Origin of the sequence: Allocoleopsis sp. (assembly GCF_036703385.1) — a bacterium.
Classification (GTDB): domain Bacteria; phylum Cyanobacteriota; class Cyanobacteriia; order Cyanobacteriales; family Coleofasciculaceae; genus Allocoleopsis.
The window spans coordinates 1-11,528 of record NZ_DATNPA010000500.1 but is presented as its reverse complement, the minus strand read 5'-3'; the positions used below and the strand labels follow the sequence as shown (position 1 = coordinate 11,528).

Below are 11,528 nucleotides of genomic sequence, written 5' to 3'. Positions count from 1 at the left end.
CGTAAATAATTCCAACCGTTGGTGCCAGAATAGAAGCATTTTGACTCCTAAAAGGCGTAGATACAAATTCCCTCAAAATTAATCCACATAGGATAAAGATCACTAGAGGAGTTGAAGCTGCGATCAATCTATCTAAGAGATTCCAATTCGATAACCGCAGAAAAAGCCCTCTAGTTAGAGCCATGCAAGCTATAAAACACACGGCAAACAAGAGAACTAAAAGAATTGTCATAAAAAATCCTTTCAATAGGATCTATATACTATCAATAGACCTTTGTGGCGAAAGTTTCCCACCAGCCTAATTGGTTAGAGTTCATGGCTCATCGTTGACTGGTGGATTATTTCTGCCAAGCTAGCCTCCCAAAAGACCGTTTGCCTTCTTACATGTTCCTAACCTAATCCCGGACAGCTACCGCAATTTAGCTGGTAACTCATCAGTTAAGGTTGACCAAATTGGCGATCGTATACCTCATCTTCTTTTTCAGTCTCAAGCTTCAGATTAGAGCGGGGATACGCTACACACAACAGTGCGTAACCTTCAGCTTGGAGTTCTGGACTCAAACCCATACCATCGCTCTGCTCTACCGTTCCTTCCGAGAGTTGAGCGGCACAAGTAGTACATACTCCCGCATTACAGGAACTGGGTAAGTCGATTCCAGCAGCGGAGGCAGCACGAAGAATTTGTTTATCTTCTGGTACCTCTATCGTGTGAGTAGTGCCTTGGTGGCGAATTTTGACAGTATAAGTGTTGGGCATTGCGTAAGTTCTGGGCTTGACACTTTCAATCCCCGTGCAGGGGAACTGGACTTGGACTTGCTTATTTTACCGCCCTAGGGCGTCTAGAAACCCAGAGGCTTTGGTGGGTTCCAGTACATAACTTGCGAGCCACAGCAGAAAAAGCACAACTAAATACATAGAGAGTTTCTCGAATCACGACGGAATTTTACACTCCCCTACTATTTAAGAAATTTTAAGTATTGTTACCGGTACATGATATGATTACCTGTGGCTAGGCTCGTTTGTTACGAACTTGCTTTTTGGACTGGCTGCTGCTGCTACCCGTGAACTTGTCAGACGACTCTCCTCAACCAACCCCGGTCATGGAGGAACTACCACAAGGAAGTCCTCCATCCCCCGAAAATAATTCGTCAATGGAAGAGTACTACCAACTCAAACGAACGTTGTTGTTGGTCACGCTTACCATTACAGGGATTGTCTTTATCTCTGTCTGGTTTTTTTACTCACTTGACATTGCTCTGAATTATTTGATCGGGGCGTGCACAGGTATGGTTTACTTGAGAATGTTGGCTAAAGACGTCGAGCGACTTGCCCTAGAAAGAAAAAGTCTGAGCAAAGCTCGGTTTGCGGTGTTTATTGGGTTGATTATAGTAGCAACTCAATGGCATAAGCTACAGATTTTGCCCATTTTTTTGGGATTTCTGACCTATAAGGCCACTCTCATCGTCTACATGGTGCAAACCTTTATACCAGCTGACCCTAAAAAAGTCAAGTAGACAAGGCATCCTGCCAATCATCGATTTCTGGGGAAACTTCCGTCAATGGAAATTCACAGTGTCTTAAACGTCTTTAATTCTTTCCCCCTTGCCAAATTGGAAGTAGGTAATCATTTCTACTGGCAATTAGGCAATCTGAAACTGCATGGGCAGGTTTTTCTTACCTCCTGGTTTGTAATCTTGGTTCTAGTAGTTGCTTCCCTCGCGGCTACTCGAAATATCCAGAGAATTCCCAGTGGCATACAAAATTTCATGGAGTACGCCCTGGACTTTATCCGGGATTTAGCCAAAAACCAGCTTGGTGAGAAAGAGTACCGTCCCTGGGTGCCCTTTATTGGCACTTTATTTTTGTTTATCTTTGTCTCCAATTGGTCGGGTGCCCTAGTTCCCTGGAAGCTAATCAGAATACCGGGAAGTGAGTTAGCGGCTCCCACTAATGACATCAATACTACCGTAGCCCTGGCGTTGCTGACTTCTTTGGCGTATTTTTACGCGGGTTTTAGGAAGCGAGGTTTAGGGTACTTTAAGAAGTACATTGAACCGACGCCAATCCTATTACCCATCGCGGTCTTAGAAGATTTCACAAAGCCTCTTTCCCTGAGCTTCCGTCTGTTTGGCAACATTCTTGCAGATGAGCTAGTGGTGGCAGTGCTGGTGCTACTGGTTCCCCTGTTTGTGCCTGTGCCAGTGATGGCGTTGGGTTTATTTACCAGTGCAATTCAAGCCCTAGTTTTTTCCACGCTAGCAGCCGCCTACATTCATGAAGCCTTGGAAGGGCACGGTGGAGAAGAGCATGAGGAGCATTCTTAGAGCCCTCAGTTGATGTAATGAGTGAGCTTTGAGGTTTGAAGCTAGAGCCTCAAACCTCAAAAGTAAAAACTCTTGTGTTGTTGGTTGTGTACAGAATTTAAGGAAAATAATCATGAATCCAATCGTTGCTGCTGCTTCTGTTATCGCTGCTGCTCTGGCAATTGGTTTAGCTGCCATCGGCCCTGGTATTGGTCAAGGTAATGCAGCCGGTCAAGCTGTGGAAGGAATTGCTCGTCAACCAGAAGCAGAAGGCAAAATTCGAGGCACTCTACTATTAACGCTGGCATTCATGGAATCCCTGACCATTTATGGTCTGGTAATTGCCCTCGTTTTGTTGTTTGCCAACCCCTTCTCGTAGAAAAAGTTTAAGAGTTAGCCGTTAGTAGTTAGTCGTTCATGAACACTAACTACTGACCACTAACCAATCTCAGCTGATTAGCTGACCCAAAGGATAGCAACTGGGTCTTGAAATTATGACACATTGGACAATTTTGCTAGCTGTTGAAACCGCTGAAGCAGCTGCCAAAGAAGGGGGATTGTTTGACTTTGATGCAACCCTGCCCTTGATGGCAATACAGTTTTTACTTCTGATAGTAGTGTTGAATGCGGTGTTCTATAAGCCCCTGGGCAAGGCAATTGACGAGCGGGCTCAATACATTCGCAGTAATATCCTGCAAGCGAAGGAACGTCTAGAGAAATCAGACAAGCTGGCAAAGCAATACGAGCAAGAGCTAGGAGAAACTCGCCGAAAAGCACAAGCTACGATTGCAGCCGCGCAAGCTGATGCCCAAAAAATTGCGGCGTCTAAGATGGCCGAAGCGCAGCAGGAAGCCCAAGTTCAACGAGAACAGGCGGCTCAAGAGATAGAATCTCAGAAACAGGCAGCCATGCAAACGCTTGAGCAAGAGGTGGATGCCCTCAGCCGTCAAATTCTGGAAAAACTGTTAGGTCCAGAATTGGTCAAGTAGCAGATTTTGTAGCGATCGGAAAACGCATTCTATGCGCATCCTCTCTCCTAGAGCGATTCGCGGCGCGACAGCTAACTTAACAAGGAAGCTTCAGACGCGATCGCTTTAGTCGCAACAATGCCCTTTTCCTTGAGAGTAGAAAGTCAAACTATTAATGTCAGTAGCGCAGTTAGGAAATCGGTATCATGAGAACTTTCTCATTCCTTGCCACTGAAGCGGCCCACGCCGTAGAGTCCGGTGGTTTTGGTCTGAACTTCGATGTATTAGAAACCAACCTGATCAACCTCGCGATTATTATCGGGGTACTATTTTACTTTGGGCGTAAAGTTTTAGTTGATATCCTAAATGAGCGTCGCTCAAGGATTTCTGAAGAGGTTAGGGATGCCGAGAACCGCCAAAAAGATGCTGCTGCTGCCTTAGCAGACGCTCAACAGAAGTTAGCTAAAGCTCAAGCCGAGGCAGAGCAAATTCGTGCAGCCGCAGAAGAAAACGCGAAGACGGCAAAAGAAGCAATCCTAGCGCAGGCAGCGAAAGATGTTGAACGCCTTAGAGAAACGGCTGCTCAAGATTTGGATGTAGCAAGAGAGCGAGCGATCGCTGAACTCCGCGAACGGGTTGCCGCCATGTCTATCGAGCGTGTCGAGTCCCAACTCAGAAGTCACTTAGATGACTCAGCTCAACATCAACTCATTGACCGTAGCATCGCTATCGTGGGAGGTGGCTCATGAAGGACAGTTTTTTAAGCGCTCAAGTGCTGGAGCCTTATGCAGAAGCCTTAATGTCTCTAGCTCAATCCCAGAACCTTGTTGATCGTTTTGGTGAAGACGTTAGTTCATTGTTGAATCTTCTGCAAAACTCTCAAGAGTTACAGCAATTTTTGGAAAGTCCCGTGGTGCAGGAGGACGCCAAAAAAGCTGTATTGCGACAGATTGGTGGCGATCAACTCCACCCCTATATGATGAACTTTTTGATGATTCTGGTGGAGCGGCGACGCGTCCTTTTCTTAGAGGGAATTTTCAAACAATTCCAAGCTCGGCTCCGGAAGTTGAAACAGACTGTTTTGGCAGAAGTGACTTCAGTGGTAGAACTAACAGACACTCAACGGCAGTCTGTCATAGAGAAAGTCAAAGCCATGACAGGCGCTCATGAAGTTGAACTCGATTCTAAGCTCGACCCCGATTTAATAGGTGGTGTCATCATTAAAGTCGGTTCTCAGGTCGTAGATGCTAGCTTGCGCGGACAACTACGTCGTATCAGTGTAAGCCTAGGTCGTTCAACATAGAGAGTCTTAAGTTTGTAGGCTACCCCCAAAACAGCCCCCTTGGTAATCAACAACTTCAGGGAGAACGTTTTTTATTCCCTAAACATACTCAACCACTAAGCAGTCACAACTAACATGATTAGCATTAGACCCGACGAAATTAGCAACATTATTCGGCAGCAAATTGAACAGTACGACCAAGATGTAAAAGTTTCCAACGTTGGTACAGTGCTCCAAGTTGGTGATGGTATTGCCCGGATCTATGGCTTGGAAAAGTGCATGGCTGGGGAATTAGTCGAGTTTGAAGATGGTGAAGTTGGCATCGCTCTGAACTTGGAAGCGGACAACGTTGGTGCCGTGTTGATGGGCGATGGTCGGGGTATCCAAGAAGGTAGCTCCGTGACCGCCACCGGCAAAATTGCTCAGGTGCCTGTAGGAGATGCGATGATTGGTCGCGTCGTGGACGCCCTAGCCCGCCCGATTGATGGAAAGGGAGACATCCACACCACCGAATCTCGTCTGATCGAATCCGGTGCTCCAGGGATTATTGCACGGCGTTCGGTTTATGAACCCATGCAAACCGGAATCACTGCTATTGACGCCATGATTCCCGTGGGACGGGGTCAGCGGGAATTAATTATTGGTGACCGCCAAACCGGAAAAACCTCGATCGCGGTTGACACCATCATCAACCAGAAGGGACAAGATGTAGTCTGTGTTTACGTCGCCATTGGTCAAAAGGCGTCTACCGTAGCCCAAGTAGTCGGTGTGCTTCAGGAAAAAGGAGCATTAGATTACACGATTGTAGTGGCGGCGAATGCGAACGACCCAGCAACCCTTCAGTACCTCGCTCCTTACACCGGTGCAACCCTGGCTGAGTACTTCATGTACAAGGGCAAAGCCACGCTGGTGATTTACGATGACCTCTCCAAGCAAGCCCAAGCTTATCGTCAGATGTCCCTACTGCTGCGTCGTCCACCCGGACGGGAAGCGTATCCAGGAGATGTGTTCTACATTCACTCCCGCTTGTTGGAACGGGCAGCGAAGCTGAGTAATGAACTGGGCGAAGGCAGTATGACAGCGCTGCCAATTATCGAAACCCAAGCGGGTGACGTGTCCGCCTACATTCCGACCAACGTGATTTCGATTACCGATGGTCAAATTTTCTTGACATCCGACCTATTTAATGCTGGCTTGCGTCCCGCCATTAACCCAGGTATCTCGGTGTCCCGTGTGGGTTCTGCCGCACAAACCAAGGCGATGAAGAAAGTAGCAGGTAAGTTGAAGCTGGAACTAGCTCAGTTTGATGACTTGCAAGCCTTCGCTCAGTTTGCCTCGGATTTGGACAAAGCCACCCAAGACCAATTGGCACGGGGTCAGCGGTTGCGGGAAATTTTGAAGCAACCCCAGTACTCACCATTAGCCGTTTATGAGCAAGTGGCGCTGGTCTACGCCGGTCTGAATGGCTATCTGGATGACATCGCGGTTGAGAAAGTTAGCAGTTTTACCCAAGGGCTGCGGGAGTACTTAAAGACCAGCAAGCAGCAATATGGTGAGATTGTGCAAAAAGAGAAGGCCCTCACTGATGAAGCAGAGAAGCTGCTGAAAGAAGCGATCGCAGAATACAAGCAGACTTTCCTCGTATCCGTGTAATCGGTTGAAGGTTATAAAACAAGGTTGAAGGTTGAAGGTTACAAGGTTGAAAGTTAAAACCTTCAACTCAACCTTCAACCTGCCAACCTTCAACTCAACTTTCAACCTTCAACCTGTTCACCTCAACCCCGATATGGCCAATCTAAAATTTATTCGCGATCGCATTCAGTCGGTCAAAAATACCAAAAAAATTACCGAGGCCATGCGCCTCGTTGCCGCTGCCAAAGTCCGTCGCGCCCAAGAACAGGTGACTGCCACCCGCCCCTTTGCCGACCGCTTGGCACAAGTACTCTATGGATTACAAAACCGTCTGCGGTTTGAAGACGCCAATCTCCCTTTGCTCAAGCAACGCGAAGTCAAGACTGTAGGCTTGCTGGTTATCTCCGGCGATCGCGGTCTGTGTGGCGCTTACAATACCAACGTCATCCGCCGCGCTGAAAACCGCGCGAAGGAATTACAGAAGGAAAATCTCAATTACAAATACGTCCTCGTTGGACGCAAAGCCTTCCAGTACTTCCAGCGCCGCGACCAGCCCATTAGTGCCAAATACACCGGCCTAGAGCAGGTTCCTACCGCCGCAGAAGCCTCGATGATTGCTGATGAACTGCTCTCTCTGTTCCTCTCAGAATCAGTAGACCGGGTTGAATTGGTTTACACCAAGTTTGTCTCCTTGATTAGTTCTCGTCCCGTAGTTCAAACCCTGCTGCCCTTGACTGCACAAGGACTAGAAGCACAAGATGATGAAATCTTCAGGCTGACAACTCGTGGTGGCAACTTTGAGGTAACGCGGGAGAAAGTCGCACCTCAAGTCACTCCCTTCCCTCGTGACATGCTCTTTGAGCAAGACCCAGCGCAAATCCTGGATGCCTTGTTGCCCTTGTATTTGAACAACCAGTTACTGCGGGCGCTACAAGAGTCAGCAGCTAGTGAACTCGCGGCCCGGATGACGGCGATGAATAACGCCAGTGATAACGCCAGCGAACTGATTAGCAGCTTAACCTTGTCTTACAACAAAGCACGGCAGGCATCGATTACCCAGGAAATTCTGGAAGTTGTGGGCGGTGCAGAAGCGCTGAGCGGTTAACTTCAGGTTTCACATCCTTTAAACGTCAAACATGGCAAGCGTCTGAGAATAGTCAGGCGCTTTTTTTTAGGTCTTTATAAAGACAAGATTCTATTTCTTTATGCCTCAAACGACTGCTGTATAATGACGTAAATTCGTAGCACAGGTGCTGAGGAATATAAAGTATGAGAACTCAATTTTTATTACTATCAGCTTTATCGAGTCTGCTGATGAGTGGATATCCAGTCCTTCAATCTGTTCGAGCCGAACAGCTATTTCTAGTTCAACAACAAAAATGGGAAAAAGTCTCTTCGTCTGAAGGAGGCTTTACAGTTTTAATGCCCGTTGCGCCAACTCAGAACAGACAAACTACAGATGGAAATAATGTATCTCTCGATGCTAATTTGTTCACTGCATCCTTAGAAGAAGGCAAAGTTAAATATAGTGTTTCTTATACGAATTTCCCTGATGCCGTCGCTCAGCTTCCTTCTGATTTTATTTTAGATAGTCTATCTTCTCGTTTTACTAATGATAGAAATCTCAAATTGATTAATCAGCAAGATATCCGTTTAGAACAATACTCTGGTAAAGAGTTTAAGTTTGAAGCTCCGGGCGACAAGATAGTTAAGTATCGAGCTTATTTAGTTAAACAACGCTTGTACCAATTAACTACAGAAATTCCGAAAAATAGAGAAAGTGCGTTGTCTGGTGATATCGAAAAGTTTATGACGTCATTTCAGTTAGTGAAATAAAAAGTCATATGAGTGGCCTGGGCATCCTGTCGGCCCTGCCTGTCTAGATGTTCGTATTACCTGCTCCACAATAAGTTGTATTGGCTTAATTGAGATGCATACTGAGTTGCAGCAAGTCATTCATGGGCAATATACCTCTCACCCGCTTCCAGTGATGCCGTTAACCTGAATTCAACCTTAGAATGAAAGCGTGATGCCGACTTTGTGTTACCATGACAGCCCCTTCCCCCACAGCTCAAACCACCCCAATCATTTACCCTAGTGCCGATGGTGAACCTGTGGCAGAAACCTACGATCATCTTTATGCCATCCTAACTACTCTAGAAGTCCTCAAACAATACTTAGCAGATCGTCAAGCAACTGTTCTAGCCAACCAATTCCTTTACTATGCTCAGGGATTTCCCAAAGTACGAACTGCCCCTGATGTGATGGTGATTTTCGATGTTGCTCCAGGCGGCAGAGATAACTACAAAACCTGGGAAGAAGGCCAAGTGCCAGTAGTGATTTTTGAAATGACTTCTCCAGGTACACAAGACCAAGATAAGACGTTTAAGAAAACCTTGTACGAGCAGCTAGGTATTCAGGAATACTGGCTATTTGACCCCAAGAGAGAGTGGATACCAGAAAAATTACAAGGCTATCGCCTGCGGGGAGATACCTACACACCTATAACGGATAGTCGCAGCGAACCCTTACAACTCCGCTTAGCCGTTGAAGGAAAACTGATTGGCTTTTACCGAGAGGATACTGGAGAAAAATTGCTAATTCCTGATGAACTAGTGGCAGTACTCAAGCAGGAAACTCAAGGGCGATTGTTGGCAGAGGCACAAGCCGAACAAGAACGTCAACGAGCTGAACAAGAACGCCAACAACGGGAACTAGATCAACAACAGCTTGCTGAAATGGAAGCCATGCTCGATCGCTACCGAGAACGTTTTGGGGAGTTACCTGAGTAAGGTCTAATTTGTAAATACAGATTGTAGATAGGTTTGTAGGGGCTGGTTTTAATCGTTTAGTTATCTGTATTGTTGCCTAAAATCCCTACTAAACCCGTCCCTACAAAAAATAATGTAATGGAAATTATTCAACAATCAGGGGATCGTCAACATAATTAACTGCTGTTTGAGGAGCGATCGCACTCCTTCCAACCCTAACTTTGCACTTGCCAAAATCTCTCCTACCGTTTGAGGCTTGGCTGAATTCTCATCACAAATTTGTAGAAATTCAAATTCTTCTTCTGATAAATGAATCAGCTGGTAATCATAATCAAACAAGGATTGACTCGGCCATCCATTCATGCATGGATTGCGCTCTGGAATGGCTGCCAGTAGAGCCTCATCCGATGACCAATCTGCCTTTTGTATAGGAGGGCATCCTAGGAAAAATTCATAGTGACTAATGTCTGGATCTAATAGCTCAATTAAGCGATAACGTTCGCGATCGCTTAACCCTTGCACTCGTTCCATCAACTCCGGATTTTTCCCTAAAAGCCGCTCCATCTCCCAGTAGCGGGGATTAGAAAAGCCAATAAACTCCAATCCAGCAGCATCTATCAGTTCAAATAGCGTTTCAATGTTGTAATCAATTTCTTGGGGATGAACATACATATCCGCAAAGTTGGCATCCCGCTGATTTTCTAATGACCAGCGTTCTTTCTCTCGCTTGACAATGCGATTATTTTCTGGTAAAGCGTTAAACAGCTGACGCCCCACCTTCACACCGTCCTGGTAGTCACCTCGCTGGTTACCTTGGAGCAGTGCGATCGCTTTCTGCATTAGCTGAATCTCCCACCGCCCCAACTCCGCATAGACAAAAATATGCATCAAGCCACCAGGAGCTAGCTTTGCCGCCAAAGACTGAATCCCTCGAATCGGATCAGGTAAATGATGCAAGACTCCAACACTGTTAATCAGATCGAACTTATCCTCAAGCTGATCGGCGTCGTACAAACTCAAGTGATGAAACTCGACGCGATTGGCACCTGAACGACGGCAACGTTCTCGTGCCACCTCCAAAGCGCCTCCACTCAAGTCAATCCCCACCACAGACGCTTGGGGATTGAGGTGAACCAAGTACTCTGTCCCGACACCTGTACCACAACCAGCATCGAGAATACGAATGTCCTGCCTTTGCGGTTTTTGACCCGTGCAAAAGCTGTAAGCTGCTAACCAATTCCAGCGCCAGTTGTACCCAGGAGGTGGCTCATCTAATAACGGTTCTGGCGGAAAAGGGTAAGTATCGTAAAGCTGCTGAACAGCAGCGCTGGTGTCTTGATCGATTTCCATGACTCAAAAAGACGTTGGGTATTAATTCAAATGGGAGTTTGGAGTGCCAGGATGAGAGAATGAGAAGGGGACCAGAGCTTGAGCGATAGCGTAGCGTTACTTTAGCGCAACGCCTGAGTTCATACGAAGGCGTATTCCAGCCTGGAGGTGAAGGTTTGTTGAATTATCCTGTTCAGGTTAAAAATTCTCCCACTCTTCCCTTCCCAATCCCTAGTCCGCCAAGATTGTAACAAAACTTATGGGGACTCTCAGCGATTGACGCTTATCAACTATGATTACTCTGTGAAACACTGGAACGTGTTCTTTACACTTCTTAACAAATAAGTTCACAACAACAGAAACGTTTTAATCTAAAGACTGATCTGGTAAAGCCCAGGAGGATAGTTTATTGAAGGCGTCACGGGAACATCCGATTCCGTTTTGGAATGGGAAGTCAATACCGATGCACAACAGCCTAAGGTAAGCGAAAGAAACCTGGATTGGCACCCTGGTCAGACTTAACACAGTAGCAATTGTCGATGGGAGCTTTTGAGAACCAATGAGTGTTAAGGCAAGTGGTGGAAGCACAGTTGCGCGTCCGCAACTATATCAAACAGTACCGGTTTCAACAATTATTCAAGCTGAACAGCAAGACCGGTTCTTAGGAGGTGGTGAGCTAAGCGAGCTGGCCAGTTATTTCCGCTCTGGGATACAGCGTACAGAGATTGCAGACATTCTCAGCAAAAACGCTGACCTAATTGTTTCCCGCGCGGCTAACCGGATTTTCGTCGGGGGTTCCCCGATGGCTTTCCTGGAGAAGCCTAGGGAAGAAGTCGGTCAGGAGCTAGTCCTGGCTGGTGGTGGCGGCATGGATGCTAGAGAATCCATGAAGTTGGGAACGGCTACGTATGTGGAAAGTAGCGGCGGTTTCTTCGAGGGTCTGCGAGGACTCTTCAGTGCTTCTGGTGGAGGTCCAACTCCGGCGGGATTCCGACCCATTAACGTCGCCCGTTATGGCCCGAAAAACATGCAGAAGTCTCTGCGTGACTTATCGTGGATGTTGCGCTATGTAACCTACGCGATCGTCGCTGGCGACCCTAACATTATTGTCGTCAACGTTCGGGGTCTGCGGGAAATCATCGAAAACGCCTGCTCTGGAGAAGCCACCCTCGTGGCACTACAGGAAATGCGTGCGGCCTCACTAGGGTATTTCAAGCGCGATGCCGAGGGCAGCAATATCGTT

The 11,528-nt window shown here is 46.9% G+C and carries 13 protein-coding genes and 1 pseudogene; 11 read left to right on the top strand and 3 right to left on the bottom strand.

What is annotated here, in order from left to right:
• Both V6C93_RS24440 and V6C93_RS24435 read right to left on the bottom strand, forming a co-directional pair.
• Window positions 1–232, bottom strand: a 232-nt coding sequence (locus V6C93_RS24440) for a hypothetical protein (protein WP_333479277.1), incomplete at its 3' end; no start/stop codon positions are given.
• Window positions 233–438: 206 nt separating this feature from the next.
• Window positions 439–756, bottom strand: coding sequence for a 2Fe-2S iron-sulfur cluster-binding protein (locus V6C93_RS24435; protein ID WP_333479276.1), 318 nt, complete (start codon window positions 754–756; stop codon window positions 439–441).
• A gap of 305 nt (window positions 757–1,061) precedes the next feature.
• On the opposite strand from V6C93_RS24435, the gene V6C93_RS24430 reads away from it, so the two are divergent.
• The 10 genes from V6C93_RS24430 (at window position 1,062) to V6C93_RS24385 (ending at window position 8,977) form a co-directional block, all read left to right on the top strand.
• Window positions 1,062–1,514, top strand: a complete 453-nt coding sequence (locus V6C93_RS24430; protein ID WP_414644270.1) for an ATP synthase subunit I — start codon at window positions 1,062–1,064, stop codon at window positions 1,512–1,514.
• Window positions 1,515–1,559: 45 nt separating this feature from the next.
• Complete coding sequence (gene atpB / locus V6C93_RS24425; RefSeq protein WP_333479274.1) at window positions 1,560–2,324, top strand: F0F1 ATP synthase subunit A; 765 nt, start codon at window positions 1,560–1,562, stop codon at window positions 2,322–2,324.
• A gap of 112 nt (window positions 2,325–2,436) precedes the next feature.
• Window positions 2,437–2,682, top strand: a complete 246-nt coding sequence (gene atpE / locus V6C93_RS24420) for an ATP synthase F0 subunit C (RefSeq protein ID WP_333479273.1) — start codon at window positions 2,437–2,439, stop codon at window positions 2,680–2,682.
• Window positions 2,683–2,797: 115 nt separating this feature from the next.
• A complete protein-coding gene (locus tag V6C93_RS24415; RefSeq protein ID WP_333479272.1) occupies window positions 2,798–3,292 on the top strand; it encodes a F0F1 ATP synthase subunit B' in 495 nt (164 codons plus the stop codon).
• Window positions 3,293–3,477: 185 nt separating this feature from the next.
• The gene (locus V6C93_RS24410) at window positions 3,478–4,020 is read left to right on the top strand and encodes a F0F1 ATP synthase subunit B (protein ID WP_333479271.1); all 543 of its coding nucleotides are present in this window, start codon (window positions 3,478–3,480) and stop codon (window positions 4,018–4,020) included.
• Window positions 4,017–4,574 (top strand): ATP synthase F1 subunit delta, encoded by a 558-nt coding sequence (atpH, locus tag V6C93_RS24405; RefSeq protein ID WP_333479270.1) that lies wholly within the window; start codon window positions 4,017–4,019, stop codon window positions 4,572–4,574. Before V6C93_RS24410 ends, atpH begins: the two co-directional genes overlap by 4 nt.
• A 114-nt stretch (window positions 4,575–4,688) precedes the next feature.
• Complete coding sequence (gene atpA, locus V6C93_RS24400) at window positions 4,689–6,206, top strand: F0F1 ATP synthase subunit alpha (protein WP_333479269.1); 1,518 nt, start codon at window positions 4,689–4,691, stop codon at window positions 6,204–6,206.
• A 133-nt stretch (window positions 6,207–6,339) separates the two neighbouring features.
• The gene (locus V6C93_RS24395; protein WP_349262830.1) at window positions 6,340–7,290 is read left to right on the top strand and encodes a F0F1 ATP synthase subunit gamma; all 951 of its coding nucleotides are present in this window, start codon (window positions 6,340–6,342) and stop codon (window positions 7,288–7,290) included.
• A 164-nt stretch (window positions 7,291–7,454) separates the two neighbouring features.
• Window positions 7,455–8,021 (top strand): hypothetical protein, encoded by a 567-nt coding sequence (locus V6C93_RS24390; protein ID WP_333479267.1) that lies wholly within the window; start codon window positions 7,455–7,457, stop codon window positions 8,019–8,021.
• A gap of 212 nt (window positions 8,022–8,233) precedes the next feature.
• Window positions 8,234–8,977: a Uma2 family endonuclease gene (locus tag V6C93_RS24385; RefSeq protein ID WP_333479266.1), complete on the top strand. Its 744-nt coding sequence runs from the start codon at window positions 8,234–8,236 to the stop codon at window positions 8,975–8,977.
• A 135-nt stretch (window positions 8,978–9,112) separates the two neighbouring features.
• Here the strand turns inward: V6C93_RS24385 and V6C93_RS24380 are convergent, their stop codons facing one another.
• Complete coding sequence (locus V6C93_RS24380) at window positions 9,113–10,306, bottom strand: class I SAM-dependent methyltransferase (protein ID WP_333479265.1); 1,194 nt, start codon at window positions 10,304–10,306, stop codon at window positions 9,113–9,115.
• Between the two features lie 538 nt (window positions 10,307–10,844).
• Here V6C93_RS24380 and V6C93_RS24375 point away from each other — a divergent pair.
• Window positions 10,845–11,528: pseudogene (locus V6C93_RS24375) on the top strand (photosystem I reaction center subunit X); the annotation flags it as partial.

Bases quoted from the DNA above. Each gene is read 5' to 3' on its own strand.
- V6C93_RS24435 (WP_333479276.1), bottom strand. From the start codon at position 756: ATGCCCAACACTTATACTGTCAAAATTCGCCACCAAGGCACTACTCAC.
- atpB (WP_333479274.1), top strand. From the start codon at position 1,560: ATGGAAATTCACAGTGTCTTAAACGTCTTTAATTCTTTCCCCCTTGCC.
- atpE (WP_333479273.1), top strand. From the start codon at position 2,437: ATGAATCCAATCGTTGCTGCTGCTTCTGTTATCGCTGCTGCTCTGGCA.
- V6C93_RS24415 (WP_333479272.1), top strand. From the start codon at position 2,798: ATGACACATTGGACAATTTTGCTAGCTGTTGAAACCGCTGAAGCAGCT.
- V6C93_RS24410 (WP_333479271.1), top strand. From the start codon at position 3,478: ATGAGAACTTTCTCATTCCTTGCCACTGAAGCGGCCCACGCCGTAGAG.
- atpH (WP_333479270.1), top strand. From the start codon at position 4,017: ATGAAGGACAGTTTTTTAAGCGCTCAAGTGCTGGAGCCTTATGCAGAA.
- atpA (WP_333479269.1), top strand. From the start codon at position 4,689: ATGATTAGCATTAGACCCGACGAAATTAGCAACATTATTCGGCAGCAA.
- V6C93_RS24395 (WP_349262830.1), top strand. From the start codon at position 6,340: ATGGCCAATCTAAAATTTATTCGCGATCGCATTCAGTCGGTCAAAAAT.
- V6C93_RS24390 (WP_333479267.1), top strand. From the start codon at position 7,455: ATGAGAACTCAATTTTTATTACTATCAGCTTTATCGAGTCTGCTGATG.
- V6C93_RS24385 (WP_333479266.1), top strand. From the start codon at position 8,234: ATGACAGCCCCTTCCCCCACAGCTCAAACCACCCCAATCATTTACCCT.
- V6C93_RS24380 (WP_333479265.1), bottom strand. From the start codon at position 10,306: ATGGAAATCGATCAAGACACCAGCGCTGCTGTTCAGCAGCTTTACGAT.